The organism is Burkholderia sp. HI2500 (assembly GCF_002223055.1).
In the GTDB taxonomy this organism is placed as follows: Bacteria; Pseudomonadota; Gammaproteobacteria; order Burkholderiales; family Burkholderiaceae; genus Burkholderia.
This window is the reverse complement of record NZ_NKFL01000006.1, coordinates 944,851-968,038: the sequence shown is the minus strand read 5'-3', so window position 1 is coordinate 968,038 and position 23,188 is coordinate 944,851. Positions and strand designations below refer to the sequence as shown.

The window sequence follows — 23,188 nt, the reverse complement described above, 5'->3', positions numbered from 1 at the left end:
AGCGGCGGGAAACGGGGCGCAAGCCCCGTTTTCATTTCGGATGCGCGGATCGAGTCACCTCGATCATGCATCGCCCGCCGACTTCAGCGATGCTTCCCGCCGTGCCGCTTGCGCCGATGCGCTTCACGCGCCTGCAACAGCGACGGCATCAGTTCCTCGATGTATTGCCGCGCCTGCCCGCGCGTCACGATCTCGCTGAAGCGCTGATGGGCCTTGTCATGCCCGACCAGCGCCGCATGCGCTTTCTTCAGGATGTGCAGATAGGCGATCAGGCTCGTGCCGTCGCGCACGGGCAGCGCATCGCGCGGGTCGAAGGCCGGTGTCGTACTCATGATCCGATCCTTTGCGGGCAGTCGCTGCGGCACGTCGTGGAGACGAGCGCCAGCAGGTCGTTCGCGAGGCGGTCGCGATCCGTCAGCGGCGCGAGGCCGAACAGCCGCTCGAGCGTTGCGGCAACCGACGCATGATCGTACGGCGTATGGTCGACCTGCCCGGCCGCGACCCACGGCGAAATCACGATCGCCGGCACCCGCACGCCATACACGTCGAACCCGAAGCCGCTCGCGTTCAGCGTTGCCGCCGCGCCGTCGTTCGGCGGCGGCGCGGCGCCCGGCCTGACCGAATCGTAGAAGCCGCCGTGCTCGTCGTAACAGATCACGAGCAGGCTGCTGTTCCATACCGGCGATTGGCGGATCGCGTTGTACACGCGCGCGGCGAGCTGGTCGCCGCCGGCGAGGCCGTCCATCGGGTGTTGCGAGCTGCCGTTCTGGTAAGTGCCGTGCACGATGTCGCCGTAACCGGGCTCGATGAACGTGTAGCGCGCCGTATAGCCGGCCGCGAGATCGGCCTCGAAATGGGCGAGGTCGTCGATGTCGAAGAAGCTGATGCCCTTCAGCGACGCGACCTGCGGCACGTGGCCGAGCGGGTCGCCGGTCTGGTCCTGGTAGATGCGCCAGTTGTCGTCGCCGAGCGCGGCGAAGATCGACCCCTTCGGATACGGAAAGCCGTTGAACGCGTCCCATCCGGCCATTTCTTCCTTGGTCGGCGAATGGTCGAGCCCGGCCGACGACGCACCGTGCAGGAAAAAGCGGTTCGGCCAGGTCGGCCCCGGCATCGACGCATGCCACGCGTCGCACAGAACGAACGCGTTCGCGAGCGCGTGCAGCGACGGCGCCTGCGTCGCGATATCGACGCCCTGCATGATCTTGCCCGCGTCGGCCGGCTGCGGCGGTGTGCCTTCGGAATGCGAGGTCGCGTAGTTCGACACGAACCCGGTGTTGACGACCGGCGGATACGGCTGCCCTTTCACGAACGGCACGCTCGCGCCGCACAGCTGCTCGAGCACGTCCGTGAATTCGTGGCACGGATCGGTCGGCATCCGGGCGGGCGCGCCGCCGCCGAACGGATAGACCGCATCGCCGTACGCATTGCTGTTACCCGGCGACGCGGCAACGATGTCGGGGTAGCCCGACAGCGCGAACAGGTGATCGAAGGAACGGTTCTCGAGCATCAGCACGAACACGTGCTGGATGCGGTCCTGAACCGACGGGGATGCGGGGGCTGCGTCTGCACTCATGGCGCCTCCTGGCGTCGCGCGACGAAAGTCCGGCTGGCACGGTCGTCGGCCCGCTGAAAGCTGCTGAAGGGATTGAAAGCCACGGCGCGGGCCGAGATTGCCGACGAGTGTACGACCGCGCCGGCCCGCGCGTAAAGCTGCATGCGAACCGTGTGGCGGTGTGCGTGTTCGACCGCTTGCCGGCCCGTTGCACGAGGCCCTCCCAGACTGGGGCGTCGACCGTTTCAACTTCATCATCGACCGTGCAAGCAGGTCGCATCACGCGCCGATCGCCGAGACGACCGTCGATGACGATGCGTTTCGCCGGCTCGTGCGATTCGTGACGGGGGGACTGTCGGCGCGCGGGGCCGACGTGAAGCTGCCGCAGAACCGCGCGCGTGGCGCCGGCTTGCCGGCTCGCGTATCTCGACATGCTGACCGGCACGGATTTCGTCGACGACATCCGCGGGCTCGACACGCGCTTCCCGGTGATCGTCGGCGACAAGGATCCGCGGGCTCGACGCAGCGGCGATGCAGGCGACCTTCCTCGCGTGGCATCCGAACGCGCGGCTCGTGACGATACCGAATTGCGGACATTACCCGATGCAGGAAGGTCCGCCGAATGTCGCGATGATCGTCGAGGATTTCCTGCGGGACGCGGCCGCCTGAGCGTTGCGCACGCGCGGCGGCCGGTGAAGGCGGTATTGGCCGCCGCGGCATGACGATGCCGCCGGCGACCGGTGAACGGCACGCGATGTGTCGCCCACCCGGTTCGTCCGGCCTCGTCGGCCGGACAGGATTCGATTGGCGAGGCGGTGCTGCGTGCCCGCGCCGATCGTTACCGCTTAACGGCGCGGCTGGCCGGTTCGCGGCGGACGCGGCGAATTCGCGTCCTTGTGACGGAAGTTGATGCGCCCCTTGGTGAGGTCGTACATCGACAGTTCCAGGGTCACGCGGTCACCCGCGAGAATGCGGATGTGGTTCTTGCGCATGCGGCCCGACGCGTACGCGCCGACCACGACGCCGTTTTCCAGCGTGACACGGTATTTGCTGTCCGGCAGCACTTCGTCGACGATCCCGTCGAGTTCCAGCGGTTCTTCTTTTGCCAAACCAATTCCTCCAGACAAGGTGATTGACCGCGGCCGCGGCGATCTGCCCGGCGCCGTTTCCCGCAACGGGACGGCGACCGGCAGGCTGCCGGGTGTCGGTTCGTTCAGACGGACCCAGGGTCTGTCTTGTGATCGGAGCCCGGCGCGATGCGGCGTTCAGGCGGTCGGTGGCGGCGGCGCATGGAGCGCCGCGCAAGTCGGGACCGCGCCTGCTACGGCATGGCGGCGGTCTGCTCAGGTTGATGCGTTGAAGCGGTGATGCGCTCGCGAAGCGACAGGCGCTCCACGAAGGCGTTGCGTCGCACGCGGGTCACGCATGCGATGAGGGAAGCGTCACGACCGATGCATCGCGAATGTCGCGATGCATCGGTCGTGCGCATCGGAACGCGCCGGCTGCCGCCAAAGCGGCGCCCTGCGCGCCAATCCATCCGGCAGCGGCCACCGTGTGGCGGCCGTTGCCGATGCGGCTTACTGCGGCGTGATGTTCGACGCTTGCAGACCCTTCGGGCCGCGCTTCACTTCGAAGCTGACCTTCTGGCCTTCGGCCAGGGTCTTGAAGCCCGTGCCGCGAATTTCCGAGAAATGGGCGAACAGATCGTCGCCGCCGTTGTCCGGGGAGATGAAACCAAAGCCCTTGGTTTCGTTGAACCACTTGACGGTACCGGTATCCACAAATACTTCCTTAATACAAATGACGAATAATTGAACATGCGCCCGCGACGGGCACATAAAGAATCAAAAGAGGGATAGACCAACGACTGCCGCACGGAGTGCGGCCAATGATGAGCAATCGAACTTCTTGAACACTTCGGCCATGGACACTACGCGATGGCAGTCGCTTCGTCAAGTCTTTTTGATGCGGCGCACAAGCCTGCCCGCCGCGTGCGCCTTGCGCAGCGGGTGTTGCCGGCCGACGGCACGTATTTCGATGCGCCCCCTTTTTCGGCCGGCCCGCCGGGTTTTTACTGCGGCTCGAACACGTGATGCAGCGCCGGCGGCGCGGCGCCTTCGCGAATCCGCATTTCGAATGCCTTGCGCGCGACGCTCGTCGGCCGCACGTCCGCCACGTCCAGATAGAACTGCGAATACCAGTCGCGCATCTGGTACAGCGGCCCGTCGCCTTCGCACAGCAGCGGGTTGTCGATCCGCGTCTTGCTGTGCCAGATGTCGACGTCCTCGTAGAACGCGCGCTGCGCCTCCTTCACGTATGCGTTCGCGATCTCCATGTTCTGCGCGTCGGTCAGCCCGGCCACCTTCTTCACGATCACGCCGTAACGCAGCTCGAAGCTGTTCATGTCGATCGGCACGTGGCAGTTCAGCAGCACCGAGTGGATCGGCTGCCCGCCGCTCTGCCCCGTCATCTGCGTGATGTGCACGGCCGGCCCGAAATACGTCGACAGCGCGGTCAGCGCATCACCGCCGAGCTTCTCGCTGCGGCCGACCATCAGCTGCGTCGCCTTGTGATCCTCGAACAGGTTCGCGAAATAGTCGATCGGCGCGCGATGCACGGTCGCGAAGTGCGCGACGTCCGAGATGTTGTCGACCAGCTCGCGGCAGTTGGCCTGAATCACCATCTTGTCGACGACCCAGTCCGACCATTCGTCGGAGAAGCACACGTCGAGCCGCGGAATCGCGACTTCCGGCGGCGGCGCGTTGCCTTCCGGGTCGTTCCACACGAACAGCAGGTTGTTTTCCTCGCAGGTCGGCCAGGCGCCGATGCGCGCCTTCGGCGGGATCCGCTTGCAGTACGGGATCGATGCGCACTGCCCTTCGCCGCTCCACGCCCAGCCGTGGAACGGGCACACGAGGTGGTCGCCCTGCACCGTGCCGAGGCTCAGGTCGGCGCCCATGTGCGGGCAGTAGGCGTCGACGACGTTGACCTTGCCGGTCGAATCGGCGAACGCGGCGAGCTTGCGGCCGAACGCGTTCAGCGTGTGCGGCTTGCCGTCCTTGAAATCGCGGGCGAGCCCGAGGCAGTGCCAGCCGCGCGCATAGCGCTGTGCGAGCGGCTGGGCTTCGATCTTGTAAGGGCGTGCGGACATGTGGGTTGACTCCTCTTGTGGAGAGCGCGCGGCGGCCGGCCGCGCGCGGGGGAAATGGGGGCGCCGGTCAGCGCATCGGGTTGCCGGGTTCGAGCGCGGGCGACGGCTTCAACGGCGCCGGGGCCGCCGGTGACGGCTGCTGCCGGTGCGCCACGCGGCGCTCGGCCCGCTCGACGCCGAGCCATGCGGCGAGCGCGGGCAGCAGGAACACCGCGCCGAACAGGTTCACGAGGAACATGAACGCGAGCAGCACGCCCATGTCGACCTGGAACTTCAGCGCGGAGAACGCCCACGTGCCGACGCCGATGAACATCGTGACGGCCGTGAACAGCGCCGCCGTGCCGCGCTGGCGCATCGCGTCGGCGAACGCGTCCGGCAGCGTCGCGCCGTGGCGGAGGTCGTGCTGCAGGCGCTCGTACAGGTAGATCCCGTAGTCGACCCCCACGCCCACGCCGAGCGTGATCACCGGCAGCGTCGCGACCTTCAGACCGATGCCGAGCCGCGCCATCACCGCATTGCACAGGATCGACACGAGCGTGAGCGGCACGATGATGCACAGCACCGCGCGCCACGAGCGGAACGTGACCGCGCAGAGCAGCGCGATCGCGCCGAAGATCGACAGCAGCATCGCGATCTCCGCGTCGCCGACGGCCTCGTTGGTCGCGGCCATCACGCCGACGTTGCCGCCCGCGAGCCGGAACGCGACGTTCGGCGTCGGGTTCTCGGCCGCGAAGCGCTTGATCTCGTCGACGATGTGCGCGATGGTCGTGCCTTCGTGGTTCTTCGTGTAGATCAGCACCTGGATCGCCTTGCAGTTCGCGGTGTTCATCCCGTTGTCGGGGTCGAACGCGTTGGAGCCCTGCGTGAGCCCGTCGCTGGAACGCGGCAGCGCGGCCCAGCGCGGGTTGCCCTCGTTGAACGCGGCGATGAACACCTTGCCCTGCGACGACACGCTCGTCACCGACTGCACGCCGGCCACGCCGCGCATGGTCATCTCGAACTTCTCGATCGCGCTCATCACCGGGTAATGCAGGCACGCGTCGTCGAAGCCGGTCGTCTCGACGATCACCGACAGCACGTCCACGCCGATGTTGTACTGGTGCGTGATCGCCGCGTTGTCGAGGTTGTAGCGCGAGTTCGCGCGCAGCTCCGGCGCGCCGGTGCCGATGTCGCCGATCTCCAGCTTGCGCGATTCGAGCGTGCCGTAGGCGAGCAGCGCGAGCGCCACCGCGAACACGCCGAGCGCCGGCGCCGGCCGGGCGAACACCGCGAAGCGCGACCACATCCGGCTGCCGCCGGCCGCCGCCGTGCGCTGCGCACGCGCCAGCGTGCCGCGCTCGAGGCGCGTGTACGACAGCAGGATCGGCAGGAACACCTTGTTCGTCACGATCATCAGCAGCACGCCGAGGCACGCGGTGATGCCGAGCTCGCGCACGATGTCGATCCGGATCCGCATGATCACCATGAAGCCGAGCGCGTTGGTCAGCAGCGCGACGGTGCCCGGCACGAACAGCTTGCGGAACGCGTCGCGCGCGGCATCGACCGACGACGCGCCGCGCACCAGCGCCTGCTTCCACGCATTGGTCATCTGCACCGCGTGCGACACGCCGATCGAGAAGATCAGGAACGGCACGAGGATCGACATCGGGTCGATGCCGAGGCCGAGCAGCGGCAGCGCGCCGAGCAGCCATACGACCGGCAGCAGCGCGACGACGAGCGCCAGCACGGTGGTCTTCAATGAACGCGTATAGGCAAACAGCAGCGCGGCCGTCACGAGGAATGCGAGCGCGAAGAACGCCATCACGCCCGCGATACCGCTCTCGACGTCGCCCACCAGCTTCGCGAAGCCGATGATGTTCACGTCGATCCCCTGCTTCGCGTACTTCGCGCGGATCTCCTCCAGTTGGCGCGCGACTGCGCTGTAGTCGAGCCGCTTGCCGGTGGCCGGATCGGTCTCGCGCAGCTCCGCGCGGATCAGCGCCGACTTCAGGTCGTTGCCGACGAGGCGGCCGATCTGCCCGGAACGCGCGACGTTGCGGCGCACCTTTGCAAGATCGTCCGGATTCGCGCTCGAGAACTGGCCCGGCACGACCACGTCGCCACGAAAGCCGGCCTCGGTCACCTCGGTGTAGTGGACGTTCGGCGTGAACAGCGAGAACACGCGCGAGCGGTTCACGCCCGGGATGAAGAAGACATCGTCGGTCGCGTGGCGCAGCGCGTCCATGAACGACTGGTTGTAGATGTCGCCGTCGCCCTTCCAGCGCAGGCTCACGAGGATCGTGTTCGCGCCGGGGAACGCGCCCGCATAGCGCTCGAACACCTGCATGTACGGATGCTGCATCGGGATCATCTTGTTGAAGCCCGGATCGAGCTTCAGCCGCGTCGCGGACAGCCCGAGCGCGAGCGTCACCGCGACGCACAGCAGCATCAGCAGCTTGCGCCGGCGGATGATCGTGTCGGCGCAGCGCTCGACGAACGCGGCGAGGCGCGACGCGGGGACGGCTTCAGGGGGGCGTGACAGGTCGTTCATGGAATTCTCTTGTCGATGCGAAACGAACGGGAGCAGGCAGCGGGACCGCCGCGCGTCAGGACGGCGTTGACGCAGCCGCGCCGGCGAGCGGCGCGACGCCGGCCTCGCCGCCGAGCAGCAGCGCGCCGTGGCCCATGTCGAGCACGGCCGCGAGGCTCTGCACGCCGCCGAGCTTGCGCACGTCGAAGGTCAGGCCGCCGTCGCGCGACGCGACGATCGCGCCGCCCTGGCCCACCAGCACCAGTTCGCCGTCGGCGAGCTGGGTCGCGCCGAAGTACGACACCGGCACGTGGCTGTCGACGTGCGTCCAGGTCGCGCCGCGATCGGTGCTGCGCACCACGTTGCCGCGCATCCCGTATGCGACCCAGTCGCCGTTCGCGAGCATCAGCGCGCCGAACAGCGAGCCGGCGTACGGCGACGGCAGCTTGTCCCACGTCGCGCCGTTGTCGGTCGAGCGCAGCAGCGTGCCGCTCTCGCCCGCGACCAGCAGGTTGCCGTGGCCGTCGCCGACGATCGCGTTCAGGTGACGGTCGCCGGCCGGGGTTTTCACGGTCTGCCAGGTGAGGCCCGCGTCGTCCGAGCGCAGCAGCTGGCCGAAGCTGCCGGCCGCGAACAGCGGGCCGCCGGCCGTGCCCCACACGGACAGCAGCGGATCGGCATGCGCGTGGTCCATGTGCACGTCGCGCCAGTGCAGGCCGGCGTCGTCGCTGCGCACGATCCGGCCGTCGTGGCCGACCGCGATGCCGAGCGTCGGCGTGATGAAGCGCACCTGCGTGAGCGTCGATGCGTGGTCGGGTGCGGTCGAGGCCGGCCGCCAGTGGGCGCCCGCGTCGTCGCTCAGCAGGATCACGCCGCGTTCGCCGACCGCGACGATGCGCGCGCCGGCCCGGGCGAGCCCGTTGATCTGCAGCCGGTCCGCGTGGATCGCGGTGACCGGGAACGCCGGCAGCGGGCGCGGCGAAAACGCGAACAGCGCGGCGCCGAGCACCAGCGCCGACATCGCGAGTCCGGGCAAAGTTCGTTTCATCGCTTGTCTCCTGTGTCTGCGTTCGACGACGGTTCGCGCCATCGCGCCCACCGCCGTCGCCTGCATGTCTCCGGGCCGTCGGTCGTTGCCGCGGCCTCGAATGGTCCTGAATGGAGAGCCGCCTGTGCAGCGCGGCTCGTCCGCGTACCGCTATGCGCCGACTTCGAACAGCGCGGCGGCGCCCATCCCGCCGCCGATGCACATCGTCACGACCGCGTGCCGCACGCCGCGCCGCGCGCCTTCGAGCAGCGCGTGCATCGTCATCCGCGTACCCGACATCCCGAACGGATGGCCGAGCGCGATCGCGCCGCCATCGACGTTCAGCCGGTCGTCGGGAATGCCGAGCGTGTCGCGGCAATACAGCGCCTGGCACGCGAATGCCTCGTTCAGCTCCCACAGCCCGATGTCGCCGACGGTCATCCCGAAGCGCGCCAGCAGCTTCGGAATCGCGAACACCGGGCCGATGCCCATCTCGTCGGGCTCGCAGCCGGCCACCGCGAGGCCGCGGAATGCGCCGAGCGGCGTCAACCCACGGCGCACCGCCTCACTGCGCGACATCACGACGACGGCCGCCGCGCCATCCGACAGTTGCGACGCATTGCCGGCCGTCACGAATTCGCCCTGCTCGACGACCTTGCCGCCGCTCCATGACGGCTTCAGCCCCGCGAGCCGCTCGGCCGTCGTGTCGGCACGCACGCCTTCGTCGCGCGCGGCGTTTACGTCCTCGAAGCCGGCCGGGTTGCCTTCCTTGTCGAACAGCGCGCGCCGCACGTCGAGCGGCGCGATTTCCGCGTCGAAGCGGCCGGCCGCCTGGGCGTCGGCCGTGCGCTGGTGACTCTGCAGCGCGAACTCATCCTGTGCGGCGCGCGAGATTCCGTAGCGGCGCGACACGATCTCGGCCGTTTCCATCATCGCCATGTAGGCCGCCGGCTGGTGGTCGAGCACGGCCTGCGAGCGCGCGCGATACGCGTTCTTGTGCTTGTTCTGCGTGAGCGAGATCGACTCGACGCCGCCTGCGACGACGATCCGTGCGTCGCCCGCGCCGATGCTGCGCGCGGCGCTCGCGATCGACATCAGGCCCGACGAGCACATGCGGTCGATCGCCATGCCGGGCACCGACGCCGGCAGCCCGGCCGCCGCGGCCGACAGGCGGCCGATGTTGTAGCCCTGCGTGCCCTGCTGCGCGGCGCAGCCGATCAGCACGTCGTCGACGTCGGCCGGCGCGACACCCGCGCGTTCGAGCGCGGTGCGCACGACGTGGCCGCCCAGCGCGGGCGCCTCGGTGTCGTTGAACATGCCGCGAAACGCCTTGCCGATCGGCGTGCGTGCAACGGAAACGATGACTGCGTCTTCCATGTGTCTGCTCTCTGGAACTAGAAGTAGTAGCGGCTGATCGTGTCGGCCACGCAGCCGGGCTTCGCTTCGCCTTCGATCTCGACGGTCACGCGAATCCAGGCCTGCACGCCGCCTTCGAGCGGCTCGACGCGCAGCAGCTCGCCGACGCCGCGCACGCGCGCACCGACCTTCACCGGCGCCGGGAAACGGATCCTGTCGCAGCCGTAGTTGACGCCGAGCCGCGCGCCGTCGATCCGCACGATCTGCGGCAGGAAGTCATTGACGAGCGACAACGTCAGGTACCCATGCGCGATGCATGCGCCGAACGGGCCGTCTTTCGCGCGCACCGGATCGACGTGCACCCACTGGTGGTCGCCCGTCGCGTCGGCGAAACCGTCGATGCGGAGCTGGTCGATCGCGAGCCATGCGCTTGCGCCGAGCGTGTCGCCGACGGCCTCTGCCAGTTCGCCGGGATGCGCGAACACGCGGGGCGTCGCGCGCACGGGGTCGAGGGTCGTGCTCATCATGCGTGCTGGCTGCTGACCGACAGCACTTCGCCGGTCATGTACGACGCGTAATCGCTTGCAAGGAACACCATCACGTTCGCGACCTCCCAGACTTCGGCGGCGCGCCCGAAGGCTTCGCGCGACGCCAGTTGATTCAGCAGGTCGGCCGGAGCCGACTTCTTCAGAAAATCGTGCATCGCGATGCTCGGCGCGACCGCGTTGATGCGCACGCCGTACGGCGACGCCTCGAGCGCCGCGCAGCGCGTGAGCGCCATCACGCCCGCTTTCGCCGCCGCGTAGTGCGCCTGTTCCGCCTGCGCGCGCCAGCCGAGCACCGATGCGTTGTTGACGATCGCGCCGCGGCCTCGGGCCTGCATGTGCGGCAACATCGCGCGCGTCATCCGGAACGTCCCGGTCAGGCTAATGTCGATCACGCGCGACCATTCGGCATCGTCCATATCGACGATGCGGGTCGAACCGCCGAGCCCGGCGTTGTTGATCAGCACGTCGACGCCGTCGAGCTTGTCCTGCGCTTGCGAGACCAGCGCCTGCACGTCGGCCTCCACCGCGACGTTGCACAGGCGGCCGTAGACCTGTTGCAGCCCCGTTTCCGCGCGCAGCGTCTCGACCGCCTGTTCGAGGCGCTTTTCGTGGATGTCGGAGATGAACAGCGCACGGCAGCCTTCTTCCGCACAACGGCGCGCGGCCGCGAAGCCGATGCCGGCGCCGGCGGCCGCCGTGATCAGCACCGATTTGCCGGCGAGCAGCTGATGGCCCGGCACATAGGCCGGCGCTTTCTGGATCTGGGGTTCGGTCATGCTGTTCCTCTGGCTTCCCTGGGCATGCCGAGCCCGCGCTCGGCCATGATGTTGAGCTGGATTTCGTTGGTGCCCGCGTAGATCGTGTCCGCACGGGAGAACAGGAACACGCGCTGCAGATGGGTGAGTTTTTCGTCGGCCGGGTCGATCACGTTCGCGCGCGACCCCAGTGCGTCCATCGCGAGCTGGCCGAGGTCGCGGTGCCAGTTCGACCAGAAATACTTGTAGATCAGCGCCTCGCGGCGCAGCGGCGTACCGGCGCCGGCATCGATGTCGTCCGCACCGGACAGCATCCGCAGCGCGTTGCAGCGCATCACGCGCAGCCCGGCCCACGCGCGACCGATCCGCTGGCGCAGCACCGGGTCGCGGTCCGCGCCCGATTCGCGCGCGGCGTCGATCACCCATTCGAGCTCGCGGACGAACTGCATCTGCTGGCCGAGCGTCGACATCCCGCGCTCGAATCCGAGCAGCGTCATCGCGATCCGCCAGCCGTCGCCGGGTGCGCCGACGAGGTCGCGGGCTTGAGCGCGCGCGCCGTCGAAGAACACTTCGTTGAATTCCGCGCCGCCGTTGAGCTGTTTGATCGGCCGGATCTCGATGCCCGGCTGGTCGAGCGGCATCAGCAGGAACGACAGCCCCTTGTTGCCCTTCGACGCGGGATCGGTGCGCGCGAGCACGAAGATCCAGTCGGAATCGTGCGCGAGCGACGTCCAGACCTTCTGTCCGTACACGCGCCACGTACCGTCCGCGTCCTGTTCGGCACGCGTGCGCACATTGGCGAGGTCGGAACCCGCGCCGGGCTCCGAATACCCTTGGCACCAGAACTGCGTGCCGGCCAGGATGCCGGGCAGGAAGCGCGCGCGCTGGTCGTCGGTGCCGCACGCGACGAGCGTCGGCCCAAGCAGCCCTTCGCCGATGTGCCCCATCCGCCCGGGGCCGCCCGCGCGTGCGTATTCCTCATGGAAAATCACCTGCTCGGCAACCGAGAAGCCGCGCCCGCCGGCGTCCGTCGGCCAGCCGAGGCCGGTCCAGCCGCCCTTCGCCAGTTCCTGTTCCCACGCCTTGCGCAGTTCGGGCCACGCTTCCTCGTCGCCGGGGCCGCCGCGGTATTTCAGGCATGCGAAGTCGCCGGTCAGGTGCGACTGCACCCAGTCGGCCACTTCGTGCCGCAATTGCTGTTCGCGCGTTTCGCTGTTCATTGCAGGGCTCCTGCGCGTGCGGCCGATGGGCGTGATGCCATCGCGGTGGCGGGGGCGAACGCTTGGTCGCGATGCGATGCGCCGCCGTCGATCGCATGGGTCGCGATCCATTCGAGCAGTTGCGGCGTGCTGCCGAACTGCGCACCCGATGCCTGTGCGCGCTTGAAATAGAGATGCGGGTCGTATTCCCACGTAAAGCCGACGCCGCCGTGCAGCTGGATCGCTTCCTGTGCGCAGAACGCATACGCGTCGTTCGCGGCGGATTTCGCGGCGGCGATGTCGGCACGCAATGCGTCGCTCGGCTGCGTGCGGCCGGTTTCGGCATCCCACGCGTGTGCAGCACCGAGCACGGCCGAGCGCGCCGATTCGATCAGCACCATCATCTGTGCGCAGCGGTGCTTGACGGCCTGGAACGATGCGATAGCACGGCCGAACTGCACGCGCTGGCTCGTGTAGTCGAGCGTCAGGTCGAGGCATTGCTGGGCACCGCCGAGCTGTTCGGCGGCGAGCGCGAGTGCCGCGAACCAGGCGGTGCGTTCCAGCACCTGCGCTGCCGCCGTGCCGCATGCGAGCAGCGCGTCGCGGCTCATGCGGGCTTCGTCGAACACCACGCGCGCGATCGGCCGTGTCGCGTCGAGCGTGTCGAGCGACGTGACTTTGAGCCCGGATGCCGTTGCGACGTCGATTGCGAACAGGCCGATCGATTGCCCTTCGTTCGCGATCCGCGCGGGCACCAGCAACAGGTCGGCACGCGCGCCGTCGATCACCTGTTCGAGCGTGCCGGACAGCGCGTAGCCGCCCGCCGCTTCTTCCGCGACGACCGGCAACGACCGCGAAACGGTCGGCAGGTCGACCGGCAGCGCGAGCGTCGCGCTGCACGCGCCTTCTGCGATCTTCGCGAGCCAGCCGCTTACCAGCGGCGTATCAGCGAAGCCAGCGAGCGCGGTCGCCGCAAGGCATGCAGTCGAAAAATACGGCACGCACGCCACGCGCCGGCCGAGCTGTTCCATCAGTACGGTCTGTTCGACCGCACCAAGCCCCAGCCCGCCGGCCGCCTCGGGCAATGCGAGCGCATTCCAGCCGAGTTCGCCGGACAGCGCAGCCCACAGCGCATCGTCGCGGCCGGCCGACTGCTCGAGCGCGCGGCGCACGTCGGCGGACGCGCTGCGTTCGACGAGCACGTCGGCCGCCGCGTCGCGGATCATCGCCTGTTCGTCGGTGAGCGCCAGATCCATCGCTCAACTCCCGTACACGCGCTGCGCGGGACGCGCAGCGGCGAGCAGCTGTGCCACCGCCGGGCCGACCTCGGCCGCTTCCCAGCGCGCGCCGCGATCGACGCTCGGGCCGGTGCGCCAGCCTTCCGCGACCGCGATCATCCCGCCCGCGACCTCGAACACCTGGCCCGTCACGTCGGCCGACAGCGCGCTGCCGAGCCACACGACCAGCGGCGCGACGTTGGCCGGATCGAAATAGTCGAAGCCGCCGTCCTCGGGCTTCTTCATCATGTCGGCGAACACGCCTTCGGTCATCGACGTGCGCGCGGCCGGCGCCAGCGCGTTCACGCGCACGCCGTAGCGCTGCAGCTCGGCCGCCTGCATCAGCGTGAGCGCGGCGATCCCGGCCTTCGCCGCGCCGTAGTTCGACTGGCCGATCGAGCCTTGCAGCCCGGCGCCCGAACTCGTGTTGACGATCCGCGCGTCGACCGGATTGCCGGCCTTCGCCGCATCGCGCCACACACGCGCCAGCACGCTCGACAGGCAGAAGTGGCCGCGCAGGTGCACGCGCATCACGTCGTCCCAGTCGGTTTCGGTCATGCTCGTGAACATCTTGTCGCGGCAGATGCCCGCGTTGTTGACGAGCACGTGCACGTCGCCGAATGCTTCGCGCGCTGCATCGACGATCCGCTGAGCGGTGTCGACCTGCGTGATGTCGTCCGCATTCGCGAGCGCGCGGCCGCCGCCGGTTTTACCTCGACTGGCGATCTCGTCGACGACCGCTTGCGCGGCATCGTGCCGGATGTCGTTGACGACGACCGCCGCGCCTTCGGCCGCGAACGCCAGCGCGTATTCGCGCCCGAGCCCGCCACCCGCGCCGGTGATGATGACGGTGCGTCCGTTACAGATTCCCATGCTTGTGCCTCGTGGATCGTGAAGGTGGCGCGCTCACAGGCGCTCGATGATCGTGACGTTCGCGAGGCCGCCGCCTTCGCACATCGTCTGCAGCCCGTAGCGGCCGCCCGTGCGTTCCAGTTCGTGCAGCAGCGTCGTCATCAGCCGTGCGCCGGTCGCGCCGAGCGGATGGCCGAGCGCGATCCCGCCGCCGTTCGGGTTGGTCTTTTCGTGCGGGAAACGCGTATCGGCGAGCCAGGCCTGCGCGACCGACGCGAATGCCTCGTTCATCTCGACGACGTCGATCCGAGACCAGTCGAGGCCACTCTTCTTCAGCGCCGCCTTCGTCGCGGGAATCGGCGCGGTGAGCATCCACAGCGGATCGTCGCCGAGCACGCTCAGGTGATGGATGCGTGCACGCGGCGTGAGGCCGTAGCGCTTCAACGCCTCCTCCGACACGATCAGCAGCGCCGCCGCCGCGTCGCACGTCTGGCTCGCGACGGCCGCCGTCAGCGAGCCGCCCGGCGTCAGCGGCTCGAGCGTCGCCATCTTTTCCAGCGACGTATCGGGGCGTGGCGTCTCGTCGTGCATCACGCCTTCGAGCGGCACGATTTCCCGCTTGAAATGCCCGGCCTCGATCGCCGCAACCGCGCGGCGGTGGCTCTCCAGCGCATAGCGCTCCATCGCGTCGCGCGACAGGTTCCAGTGATCGGCGATCCGCTGCGCGGCGACGAACTGCGACACCGGCGCATCGCCGAAGCGCGCGCGCCAGCCGGTGCTGCCCGAGAACGGGTCGTTGAAGCCGAGCGGCGCGGCGCAGGTCATCGCGGACGAGATCGGGATCTGCGTCATCGTTTGCACGCCGCCGGCCACCACCACATCCTGCACGCCGCTCATCACCGCCTGCGCGGCGAAGTGCACGGCCTGCTGCGACGAGCCGCACTGGCGATCGACCGTCACGCCCGGCACCTGCAGCGGCAGCCCGGCCGCGAGCCAGCAGGTGCGCGCGATGTTGCCCGCGAGCGGGCCGATCGTGTCGACGCAGCCGAACACCACGTCGTCGTATTCATCGGCGGGAATCGCGTTGCGCTCGACCAGCGTCTTCAGCACGAAGCCGCCGAGGTCCGCCGCGTGCACGTGCGCGAGCCCGCCCTTGCGGCGGCCGGTCGGCGTGCGCAGCGCGTCGACGATATAGGCTTGTCTCATCAGTTCAATTCCTCGAGGTCGAAGGTCTGCGCGGGGCCGATCGGCAACGCGTCGCCGAGGATCGCGTCGGCCACGCGGGCCTTGTGGAACGCGCTGTCGCCCCAGCTGCCGGACAGCGCCCAGATGCGTTTCATGAAGATCTGCAGGTCGAGCTCCCACGTGTAGCCGATCGCGCCGTGCACCTGCATCGAGTGGCGTGCGGCCAGTTGCGCGGCCGACGTCGCCGCGAGCTTCGCGTGCGACACGAACACCGCGCGCTGCGGGTGATCGTCGGCGATCGCCTGCGCGGCGCGCGCCACCACCGGCCGCGCGAACTCGTAGCGGATCGCGACATCGGCGAGCAGGTGCTTGAGCGCCTGGTACGAACCGATCGCCTTGCCGAACTGCTTGCGCTGCGCGCTGTAGTCGATCGCGACGTCGAGCACGCGCTGCGTGAGGCCGAGCAGTTGCGCGGCGACCGCGAACGCGCCGTGGTCGAGCGCACGATTCAGCAGCGGTGCGGCCGCGTCGGCGCTCGCGATGCGCGTGGCCGCCGACGGTTCCCAGTCGAGCGTGAACAGCCGCCGCGACGGGTCGACGCTGTCAACCGCACGCCATGCGCATTGCGCCGGATCGACGCGGTGCAGCTCGCCGCGGTGCTCGCACAGCAGCGTCTGCGCGACATGCACGTCGGCCGCATACGGATTCACCGGATGCACGAGCGCGACGCGCGCGCGCCCTTCGGCGATGTCGCGCAGCAATGCGTCGCGCCAGTCGCTCGCCGGCAGCCGCGCGAGTACGCCGGCCGATACGAGCGCCGTATCGAGCAGCGGCTCGGGGCTGCCGAAATAGCCGTAGGCCTGCGCGAGCAGCGCCCATTCCGCTTCGGTCAGGCCGAGGCCGCCGTGCGCCTCGGGCACCGACACGGCGGTCAACCCCTGCGACGCGAACAGCGCCCACAGGTCGTCCGAGCGCCCAGTCGGCGTGGCCCACAGCTCGCGGATCAGCTCGGGCGTCATCTCGGTCATCAGCAGGCGCTTCACGCTGTCCGCGAGCGCTTCCTGGTCTTCATCGAATACGAAATCCATACGATGTCCGTTCTGTAAGAGTGGCGCCGGCGCGCTTACGCACGCGGCATGCCGAGCATCCGTTCGGCGACGATGTTGCGCTGGATCTCGTTGGTGCCCGCGTAGATCGTGCCGGCCTGTGCGAACAGGAAGCCGTCGAGCCAGTGGCCGAGCGTCGCGTGCTGCGCGGCCGTCTGTGGGACGATCTCGCCGTGCGCGCCGAGGATGTCGAGCGCGGTCTGGTGCATGCGCAAATCGAGTTCCGACCAGAACACCTTGTTGGTGCTCGATTCCGCGCCGATATGGCCGCCCTTCAGCAGCCGGCTCGCGGTCGCGTAGGTCGACAGCGCATAGGCCTGCGCATCCATCCACGCCTGCACCACGCGCTCGCGCAGCGTCGGATCGCGGTCGGCGCTGTCACGGTGCGCGAGATACAGGTCGCGCAGCGCCTGTGCAGTGCGCTGGAAGCGTGCCGGCGAACGCAGCATCAGCCCGCGCTCGAACCCGGCCGTCGCCATCGCGACCTGCCAGCCCGCGCCTTCCGCTGCCAGCCGGTTCTCTACCGGCACACGCACATCGTCGAAGAAGATTTCCGCGAAGCCGGTCTGCCCGTTCAGCTGGCGGATCGGCCGCACCGTGATGCCCGGCGCGGACAGCGGCACCATCAGGAACGTGAGCCCGTGGTGACGCGACGATTCGGGATCGCTGCGGAACAGGCCGAACAACCAGTCGGCCCACACCGCGCGCGTCGACCAGATCTTCTGGCCGTTCAGCACGTATTCGTCGCCGATGCGGGCGGCCGTCGTGCGGATCGCGGCCATGTCCGAGCCCGCGTTCGGCTCCGACCAGCCCTGCGCCCACACGTGCTCGCCGGCCGCCATCGCGGGCAGGAAGCGCGCCTTCTGCTCGGCCGTACCGAAATCCATCAGCGTCGGGCCGAGCAGGAAGATGCCGTTCTGGTTCACGCGCATCGGCGCGTCGGCACGCCAGTACTCTTCCTCGAAGATCAGCCACTCGATCAGGTCGCAGCCGCGGCCGCCGAGTTCGCGCGGCCACGTGACCATGCTCCAGCGGCCGGAGTGCAACGTGCGCTCCCATTCGCGGTGCGCGGCGAAGCCTTCCTCGGTGTCGAAGCTCGGCAAGCGCTCGCGCGGCACGTGCGCCGCGAGCCATGCGCGGATCTCCGCGCGGAACGCCTGTTGCTGCGGCGTATAGGTCAGGTTCATGCGCGTGCCTCCTCGGCGGTTGCCTGCGCATCGAAACGCGCATCGCGCTTCTCGACGAACGCGGCACGCGCTTCCGTCGAGTCGTTGGTCATGTACGCCTGCAGCGTGAAGCCCTGCTCCCAGCGGTACTTGTCCTCGAGATCGCCGTCCTCGACGCCGTTCAGCGCCTCCTTCGCGAGCCGCACCATCGCCGGGCTCTTCGTCGCGATCTTGCGGGCGATCGCGAGCGCCGCGTCGCGCAGCGCGTCGCGCGTCACGACCTGCTCGACCGCGCCGAGCCGGTAAGCTTCCGCCGCGTCGATCATGTCGCCGGTGAAGTACATCGCGCGCACCTTCTGCACGCCGAACAGCCGCTGCAGGTGCGCGCCGCCGCCCATCGCGCCGCGGTCGATCTCGGGCACGCCGAAGCGCGCGCAGTCGGCCGCGACGACGATGTCCGCCGCCCCGCAGATGCCGATCCCGCCGCCGAGCACGAAGCCGTGCACGGCCGCGATCACCGGCTTCGGGTTGCGGTGCACCGCGCGGAACGTCTCGTAGTTGCCCGCGTTGACCGCCACGATCCGCTCCGGATGCGCGGCCAGTTCCTTGATGTCGACGCCCGCGCAGAAGCCGCGCCCTTCGCCGCGTACGATGATCACGCGCACGTCGTCGTCCGCGCCGAGCGCGTCGAGCGCGCGCGAGAGCGCAAGCCAGCCCTGTGCGTCGAGCGCGTTTACGGGCGGATGGGCGATCACCAGTTCGGCGATGCCATCGGCACGATCGATCCGGAACGGCGTCGCGCCGGCCGGTTGGTTGGATGCTGTCATCTCCAAAGCCTCCCTGTTATGTTTTCACGCAGCCCGTGCGGCCGGCGCGCCGCGCAGCGCGGCCAGTGCGTCGAGCCGCTCGCCGGCGTCCGCGACGATCCGTGCGATCAATGCGTCGCACGATTCGATCGCGCCGATCATCGCGGCCGCCTGGCCGCTCGGCAGCACGCCTTCATCCGGGCGGCCTTCGACGATCGCGCGCTGGATCAGGAACGGCGCGTTCGCGGCCATCAGCGTCTGGCTGGCGGTGTAGTCATGCGAGCGCAGTGCCTTGAGCGCGAGGCCGAGCATGTCGCCGGTGCTCAGCCCGTTCTGGCGCCGCCAGGCTTCCGCCGTCTTCAACGCGAACCACGTGCGGCGCAGCGGGCCGAAGCGTTCGAGCTTCATCAGGTACGGGTTGTCGATCATCCGTTGCGGCAGCCCGTCGAGCGCGTCCGACACGCGGATGCGTGCCGGGTCGCCGACCGCGACGTAGCGCTCGAGCGTCTCGCGCGGCACCGGCGATTCGGCGCTCATCAGGAAGCGCGTGCCCATCGCGATGCCGGCCGCGCCGTACGCGAGCGCAGCAGCCAGCCCGCGCCCGTCGAAGAACCCGCCGGCCGCGACCACCGGCACGCGCACCGCGTCGAGCACCTTCGGCAGCAGCAGCGTGGTCGGCACCGAGCCGGTGTGGCCGCCGCCTTCCGCGCCCTGCACCGTCACGATGTCCGCGCCGAGTTCAACCGCTTTCGCCGCATGCTTCGGTGCGCCGACGGTCGGCATGCAGACGATGCCGGCATCCTTGAAGCGGCGGATCGTCTTCGCATCGGGCCCGCGGCCGTAGCTCACCGCGCGCAGCCGGTGCTTGATCGCCAGTTCGACGACCTGCTGCGCGTTCTTCTGGAACATGTGGAAGTTGATGCCGAACGGCTGGTCCGTCAGCGACTTCACTTTCAGGATCTCGGCCTCGACCTGGTCGGGTTCGAGCGTCGCGCCGGCCAGGAAGCCGAAGCCGCCGGCGTTGCCGGTGGCCGCGACGAGCCGTGCATCGGCCACCCAGCCCATCGCGGTCTGCACGATCGGATAGCGGCAGCCGAGCAGGTCGCATAAAGGCGTATGCAGCGTCGTGCTCATGCGGCGGCTCCGTTGACGGCGACCGGCGCCGGTGCCGGCTCCTGTGCCTCGCTACGGTTCGCGCCGTTCGGCTGGCGCTGCGAGCTGGCCATGCTGCGCGCGTCGTAGCCGCCGAGGCGGTCGCCGCTCACCAGTTCGTTGTGCGCATGCGCAAAGTGATGCCACGCGAACGCCGCGTCCATCGCCGCGCGCTTGCCCTGCAGTTCCTCGACGTGGTTCAGCGCCTGCTTGGTCAGCGTGAGCCCGAGGCGCGGCATCGTCGCGATCTTCGCGGCGATCGCATAGGTCGCGTCGCGCAGCCGCTCGCGCGGCACCACGCGGTTGACCATCCCCATCTGGTACGCGCGCTCGGCCGGCATCCGCTCGCCGAGGAACAGGAACTCCTTCGCGATGCGCGGGTTGAGCTCGTACGCATGCGCGAAATACTCGACGCCCGGAATCCCCATCCGCACGACCGGATCGGCGAAGAACGCATCCTCGGACGCGACGATCAGGTCGCACACCCACGCGAGCATCAGGCCGCCGGCGATGCACGCGCCCTGCACCATCGCGATCGTCGGCTTCGGCAGGTCGCGCCAGCGTCGGCACATCCCGAGGTACACCTCCTGTTCGCGCGCATAGAGGAATTCGCCGCCCTCCTTGTCGACGTGGTCGTACCACAGCGACGCGCGATCGAACGACTCGTGGATGTCGCGGCCCGGCGTGCCGATGTCGTGGCCCGCCGAGAAATGCTTGCCGGCGCCCGCGAGCACGATCGCCTTCACCGCGTCGTCGTGCGCCGCGCGCCGGAACGCCGCGTCGAGCGCATACGTCATCTTCGAGTTCTGCGCGTTGTGATACTCGGGGCGGTTCATCGTGATCGTCGCGATGCCATCTTCGACCGCGTAGTCGACGACACCGTCGCCAAAGGTCACCTGGGTCGCTTCCATGTCGTGCCTCATCCCCGGCGCGGCGCCGGATTGTTGCGCACGATCGCCGCGCGCAGGTTGTGCGGATCGAGCGCACGCACGATGCGCAGGTCTTCCGCGTTCGGCGGGGCCGTCGTACCGAGGTCGGGTACGGCGATCAGCGGGAAGCCGGTCGCGTCCTGCACCTCGTCGAAGCTCACGCCCGGATGCAGCGAACGCACGCGGATCGCATGGTCCGGCCCGCCGAAATCCATCACGCACAGGTCGGTGACGATGCTGCGCAGGTCGACGAAGGTCTTCATCCCGGGCAGCCGGCGCGCCGGGTTGTAGCCGACCGTGCACACCATGTCGACTTCGCGTTCGACGAACGTGCGCTTGCCGTGGCCGCTGACGAAGAACGAGTTCGCGTGGTTCGTCGTGTTGCCGGGGAAGCCGCGCGCGCCGAGCAGCTGGGTTTTCGGGCGCGCGTAGTCGTCGCCGAGCCACGAGATGTTGGCCTGGCCGAAGCAGTCGATCTGCGTCGGCATCACGAGCGCATGGCGGCGGCCGTGCCACAGGCAGTCGAACACGCGCTCGTAGGTCATCCAGCCGCTCGCCTTCACGCGGTAGCCGTCGGGGCGGGGCCCCAGCGGCACCGGCTCCTCGACGAGATACGCTTCGCCGTCGGTCAGCATCAGCCCGTTGTTGTACGCGAGCCGCGCGAGGCCGGCCGCGAGCCGCGGGCCCGTGCCGATGCCGGTCGCCAGCACTTCGCCGTCGTCGCGCCAGAGTCGCGCGGACGCGACGATCATCAGTTCCGCGAGGGAATGGTCGAGAGATTCGCTCACAGGCGCTCCTTTACAGAATCGGCAACGGCAGCGTCGTCACGTGCGACAGACCGCCGACGCCTTCGAGGTACCGGCGTTCGTCCTGGCCGACCACGTCGCGCAGGTACGCCGTCGTTTTCGCGTCGTCTTCCGCGCTCGCGCAGTACGCGCGCAGGTGCGGCAGGTCCCAGCCGTAGGCCGGCCCGCACGACGTCGGGTGCGCGCCGCCCGGCGCATGCACGACGCCGGTGACGAGCGAGCGCTCGAACGGGTTGCGTTTGGCCGCGTCGAGGTCTTCGCTCGCGAGCGATGCGTCGAGCGTTTCCGCCGACACGTAGCAGCGCTGTGCGGCCCGCGCCATCCACGCATCGAAGAACGGATCGGGGCCGTCGATGCGCGTATTGCCCATCCGGTCGGCCGCGTTCACGTGCAGCAGCGCGACGTCGAGGTCGATCGCGGGCATCGCGAGCAGCGTCTCGCCGTCGTCGTACGGCGATTGCACGGTGCGCAGTTGCGGCGCGTGATCGAGCAGCGCGGTGCCGAGCCCGGCACGCGTCGGCAGGAACGGCAGGCGCGCGGCGGCCGCGCGCAGGCCGAGCTGCAGCATCCCTTCGTCGAGTTCGAGCACGTCGACGCGGCCCTGCTCGCGGGCCCGGCGGAAATGCGGTTCGAGCGGAATCACGTCGAGCGACACGAAGCCGAACACCACCTTGCGCACCTTGTCCGCCGCGCACAGCAGGCCGACATCGGCGCCGCCGTACGCGACGATCGTCAGGTCCTTCAGGTTCGAGCGCGCGATCTCGCGCACCAGCGCCATCGGCTTGCGCCGCGGCCCCCATCCGCCGATGCCGATCGTCATGCCGTCGGCGAGTTGCGCGACCACGTCGCGCGCGGACATCGTCTTGTCGAGAGGTTTCATCGTCATCGTGCTGGCTTACCGGTATCCGATGCTGAAATCGTGGCCCCACTGGCTCACCTTCGTGGCCTCGAACACCGCGTGCTTCGACCAGTCGACCGTGAGGCCGCCGAAGCCGTATTCGAGATCGAAGCCGCCGGGGGTCTTCATGTAGAAAGAGATCATCTGGTCGTTGCAGTGACGGCCGAGCGTCGCGGACAGCTTCACGTCGTGCGCGGCCACGCGGTCGAGCGCGCGGCCGACTTCGTCCATCGAGCCGACTTCCGCCATCACGTGCACGCAGCCCGACGGCACGGCCATCTCGAACAGCGCGAGGCTGTGATGGCGCGCGTTGCGGCAGTGCATGAAGTGGATGCGCTTCTCGGGTTCGGCCGGATCCGGGGTGAACTTCACGCGAAAGATGTCGGACAGCTCGAAGCCGAGCACGCCGCGCACGAACGCGTCGGTCGCGTCGAACTGCGGCGCGGGCAGCACCGCGTGGCCGAGCCCCATGTCGCCGGTGACGAAGTGCGAGACGCCCAGCGGCGACACGAAGCGGCGGAAGTCGCAGCGCGCGCCCCAGTACAGCTCGTGGCGGTTGCCGGACGGGTCGGTGCACCACGCCATCGCCTGCACGCGGCGCAGCGCGGCTTCGTCGCGGGTCGCGCGCACCGGCTCGACGCCCGCCCGCTGCAGTGCCGCCAGCGCGGCGTCGAACGCGGCGCCGTCGGGCAGTTCCCAGCCCGACGCGAAATAGCGGTCGGTCGAGCCGGGAACGATCACGTAGCGGAAATCGCGCTCGTCCATCTTCAGGTACAGCGCGCCGTCGGGCGCGTCGAGCGCCTGCATGCCCAGCACGTCTTCCGCGTAGCGGCGCCACGCATCGACGCGCGTCGCCTCGACGACGACATAGCCAAGCGCACGGACATCGATCATGTCGGCCTCCTCCTGGT

The 23,188-nt window shown here is 69.0% G+C and carries 23 protein-coding genes; 1 reads left to right on the top strand and 22 read right to left on the bottom strand.

The window, feature by feature from the left end; genetic code table 11:
* Window positions 1-83: 83 nt before the first annotated feature.
* Both CFB45_RS22110 and CFB45_RS22105 read right to left on the bottom strand, forming a co-directional pair.
* Window positions 84-332: a hypothetical protein gene (locus CFB45_RS22110; protein ID WP_089427378.1), complete on the bottom strand. Its 249-nt coding sequence runs from the start codon at window positions 330-332 to the stop codon at window positions 84-86.
* Window positions 329-1,576, bottom strand: coding sequence for an alkaline phosphatase family protein (locus CFB45_RS22105; protein WP_089427377.1), 1,248 nt, complete (start codon window positions 1,574-1,576; stop codon window positions 329-331). The genes CFB45_RS22110 and CFB45_RS22105 overlap by 4 nt, the downstream gene beginning before the upstream one ends.
* A gap of 410 nt (window positions 1,577-1,986) precedes the next feature.
* Between CFB45_RS22105 and CFB45_RS39075 the strand changes: the two genes are divergently transcribed.
* Entirely contained in the window at window positions 1,987-2,277 is a 291-nt protein-coding gene (locus CFB45_RS39075) for a hypothetical protein (protein ID WP_179255090.1), read from the top strand.
* Between the two features lie 123 nt (window positions 2,278-2,400).
* On the opposite strand, the gene infA is transcribed toward CFB45_RS39075, so the two are convergent.
* The 20 genes from infA to CFB45_RS21995 form a co-directional block, all read right to left on the bottom strand.
* A complete protein-coding gene (gene infA, locus CFB45_RS22095; protein ID WP_089427375.1) occupies window positions 2,401-2,664 on the bottom strand; it encodes a translation initiation factor IF-1 in 264 nt (87 codons plus the stop codon).
* 468 nt (window positions 2,665-3,132) lie between these two features.
* Window positions 3,133-3,336 carry a cold-shock protein gene (locus CFB45_RS22085; protein WP_006483056.1) on the bottom strand — a complete coding sequence of 68 codons (204 nt, stop codon included), beginning with the start codon at window positions 3,334-3,336 and terminating at the stop codon, window positions 3,133-3,135.
* A 290-nt stretch (window positions 3,337-3,626) separates the two neighbouring features.
* Window positions 3,627-4,706, bottom strand: coding sequence for a Rieske 2Fe-2S domain-containing protein (locus CFB45_RS22080; RefSeq protein WP_089427373.1), 1,080 nt, complete (start codon window positions 4,704-4,706; stop codon window positions 3,627-3,629).
* Window positions 4,707-4,773: 67 nt separating this feature from the next.
* Window positions 4,774-7,236: an efflux RND transporter permease subunit gene (locus CFB45_RS22075; protein WP_089427372.1), complete on the bottom strand. Its 2,463-nt coding sequence runs from the start codon at window positions 7,234-7,236 to the stop codon at window positions 4,774-4,776.
* Between the two features lie 55 nt (window positions 7,237-7,291).
* Window positions 7,292-8,263 (bottom strand): WD40/YVTN/BNR-like repeat-containing protein, encoded by a 972-nt coding sequence (locus CFB45_RS22070; RefSeq protein ID WP_089429088.1) that lies wholly within the window; start codon window positions 8,261-8,263, stop codon window positions 7,292-7,294.
* A 150-nt stretch (window positions 8,264-8,413) separates the two neighbouring features.
* Window positions 8,414-9,619, bottom strand: a complete 1,206-nt coding sequence (locus CFB45_RS22065) for an acetyl-CoA C-acyltransferase (protein ID WP_089427371.1) — start codon at window positions 9,617-9,619, stop codon at window positions 8,414-8,416.
* A gap of 17 nt (window positions 9,620-9,636) precedes the next feature.
* Entirely contained in the window at window positions 9,637-10,122 is a 486-nt protein-coding gene (locus tag CFB45_RS22060; protein ID WP_089429087.1) for a MaoC family dehydratase, read from the bottom strand.
* Window positions 10,122-10,922 (bottom strand): SDR family oxidoreductase, encoded by an 801-nt coding sequence (locus CFB45_RS22055; protein WP_089427370.1) that lies wholly within the window; start codon window positions 10,920-10,922, stop codon window positions 10,122-10,124. The genes CFB45_RS22060 and CFB45_RS22055 overlap by 1 nt, the downstream gene beginning before the upstream one ends.
* Window positions 10,919-12,121 carry an acyl-CoA dehydrogenase family protein gene (locus CFB45_RS22050; RefSeq protein ID WP_089427369.1) on the bottom strand — a complete coding sequence of 401 codons (1,203 nt, stop codon included), beginning with the start codon at window positions 12,119-12,121 and terminating at the stop codon, window positions 10,919-10,921. The genes CFB45_RS22055 and CFB45_RS22050 overlap by 4 nt, the downstream gene beginning before the upstream one ends.
* Complete coding sequence (locus CFB45_RS22045) at window positions 12,118-13,356, bottom strand: acyl-CoA dehydrogenase family protein (protein ID WP_089427368.1); 1,239 nt, start codon at window positions 13,354-13,356, stop codon at window positions 12,118-12,120. The genes CFB45_RS22050 and CFB45_RS22045 overlap by 4 nt, the downstream gene beginning before the upstream one ends.
* 3 nt (window positions 13,357-13,359) lie before the next feature.
* Window positions 13,360-14,250, bottom strand: coding sequence for an SDR family oxidoreductase (locus CFB45_RS22040; protein ID WP_089427367.1), 891 nt, complete (start codon window positions 14,248-14,250; stop codon window positions 13,360-13,362).
* Window positions 14,251-14,283: 33 nt separating this feature from the next.
* On the bottom strand, window positions 14,284-15,435 hold the full coding sequence (locus CFB45_RS22035) for an acetyl-CoA C-acetyltransferase (RefSeq protein WP_089427366.1): 1,152 nt from the start codon (window positions 15,433-15,435) through the stop codon (window positions 14,284-14,286).
* Complete coding sequence (locus CFB45_RS22030) at window positions 15,435-16,502, bottom strand: acyl-CoA dehydrogenase family protein (RefSeq protein WP_089427365.1); 1,068 nt, start codon at window positions 16,500-16,502, stop codon at window positions 15,435-15,437. Before CFB45_RS22030 ends, CFB45_RS22035 begins: the two co-directional genes overlap by 1 nt.
* A 35-nt stretch (window positions 16,503-16,537) precedes the next feature.
* Entirely contained in the window at window positions 16,538-17,707 is a 1,170-nt protein-coding gene (locus tag CFB45_RS22025) for an acyl-CoA dehydrogenase family protein (protein ID WP_089427364.1), read from the bottom strand.
* A complete protein-coding gene (locus tag CFB45_RS22020) occupies window positions 17,704-18,513 on the bottom strand; it encodes an enoyl-CoA hydratase family protein (protein ID WP_089427363.1) in 810 nt (269 codons plus the stop codon). Before CFB45_RS22020 ends, CFB45_RS22025 begins: the two co-directional genes overlap by 4 nt.
* 24 nt (window positions 18,514-18,537) lie before the next feature.
* Window positions 18,538-19,626, bottom strand: coding sequence for an NAD(P)H-dependent flavin oxidoreductase (locus tag CFB45_RS22015; RefSeq protein ID WP_089427362.1), 1,089 nt, complete (start codon window positions 19,624-19,626; stop codon window positions 18,538-18,540).
* Window positions 19,623-20,555 carry an enoyl-CoA hydratase gene (locus tag CFB45_RS22010; RefSeq protein ID WP_089427361.1) on the bottom strand — a complete coding sequence of 311 codons (933 nt, stop codon included), beginning with the start codon at window positions 20,553-20,555 and terminating at the stop codon, window positions 19,623-19,625. Before CFB45_RS22010 ends, CFB45_RS22015 begins: the two co-directional genes overlap by 4 nt.
* 8 nt (window positions 20,556-20,563) lie before the next feature.
* Window positions 20,564-21,361: a CoA-transferase subunit beta gene (locus CFB45_RS22005; protein WP_089427360.1), complete on the bottom strand. Its 798-nt coding sequence runs from the start codon at window positions 21,359-21,361 to the stop codon at window positions 20,564-20,566.
* Window positions 21,362-21,371: 10 nt separating this feature from the next.
* Entirely contained in the window at window positions 21,372-22,265 is an 894-nt protein-coding gene (locus tag CFB45_RS22000; protein WP_089427359.1) for a CoA transferase subunit A, read from the bottom strand.
* 9 nt (window positions 22,266-22,274) lie between these two features.
* Window positions 22,275-23,171, bottom strand: coding sequence for a VOC family protein (locus CFB45_RS21995; RefSeq protein ID WP_089427358.1), 897 nt, complete (start codon window positions 23,169-23,171; stop codon window positions 22,275-22,277).
* Window positions 23,172-23,188 lie beyond the last annotated feature (17 nt).

Coding starts and splice junctions, on each gene's coding strand:
- CFB45_RS22080 (WP_089427373.1), bottom strand. CDS start 4,706: ATGTCCGCACGCCCTTACAAGATCGAAGCCCAGCCGCTCGCACAGCGC.
- CFB45_RS22045 (WP_089427368.1), bottom strand. CDS start 13,356: ATGGATCTGGCGCTCACCGACGAACAGGCGATGATCCGCGACGCGGCG.
- CFB45_RS22035 (WP_089427366.1), bottom strand. CDS start 15,435: ATGAGACAAGCCTATATCGTCGACGCGCTGCGCACGCCGACCGGCCGC.
- CFB45_RS22030 (WP_089427365.1), bottom strand. CDS start 16,502: ATGGATTTCGTATTCGATGAAGACCAGGAAGCGCTCGCGGACAGCGTG.
- CFB45_RS22075 (WP_089427372.1), bottom strand. CDS start 7,236: ATGAACGACCTGTCACGCCCCCCTGAAGCCGTCCCCGCGTCGCGCCTC.
- CFB45_RS21995 (WP_089427358.1), bottom strand. CDS start 23,171: ATGATCGATGTCCGTGCGCTTGGCTATGTCGTCGTCGAGGCGACGCGC.
- CFB45_RS22010 (WP_089427361.1), bottom strand. CDS start 20,555: ATGGAAGCGACCCAGGTGACCTTTGGCGACGGTGTCGTCGACTACGCG.
- CFB45_RS22025 (WP_089427364.1), bottom strand. CDS start 17,707: ATGAACCTGACCTATACGCCGCAGCAACAGGCGTTCCGCGCGGAGATC.
- CFB45_RS22070 (WP_089429088.1), bottom strand. CDS start 8,263: ATGAAACGAACTTTGCCCGGACTCGCGATGTCGGCGCTGGTGCTCGGC.
- CFB45_RS22020 (WP_089427363.1), bottom strand. CDS start 18,513: ATGACAGCATCCAACCAACCGGCCGGCGCGACGCCGTTCCGGATCGAT.
- CFB45_RS22040 (WP_089427367.1), bottom strand. CDS start 14,250: ATGGGAATCTGTAACGGACGCACCGTCATCATCACCGGCGCGGGTGGC.
- CFB45_RS22110 (WP_089427378.1), bottom strand. CDS start 332: ATGAGTACGACACCGGCCTTCGACCCGCGCGATGCGCTGCCCGTGCGC.
- CFB45_RS22055 (WP_089427370.1), bottom strand. CDS start 10,922: ATGACCGAACCCCAGATCCAGAAAGCGCCGGCCTATGTGCCGGGCCAT.
- CFB45_RS22000 (WP_089427359.1), bottom strand. CDS start 22,265: ATGACGATGAAACCTCTCGACAAGACGATGTCCGCGCGCGACGTGGTC.
- CFB45_RS22065 (WP_089427371.1), bottom strand. CDS start 9,619: ATGGAAGACGCAGTCATCGTTTCCGTTGCACGCACGCCGATCGGCAAG.
- CFB45_RS22060 (WP_089429087.1), bottom strand. CDS start 10,122: ATGAGCACGACCCTCGACCCCGTGCGCGCGACGCCCCGCGTGTTCGCG.
- CFB45_RS22015 (WP_089427362.1), bottom strand. CDS start 19,626: ATGAGCACGACGCTGCATACGCCTTTATGCGACCTGCTCGGCTGCCGC.
- CFB45_RS39075 (WP_179255090.1), top strand. CDS start 1,987: ATGCTGACCGGCACGGATTTCGTCGACGACATCCGCGGGCTCGACACG.
- CFB45_RS22050 (WP_089427369.1), bottom strand. CDS start 12,121: ATGAACAGCGAAACGCGCGAACAGCAATTGCGGCACGAAGTGGCCGAC.
- CFB45_RS22105 (WP_089427377.1), bottom strand. CDS start 1,576: ATGAGTGCAGACGCAGCCCCCGCATCCCCGTCGGTTCAGGACCGCATC.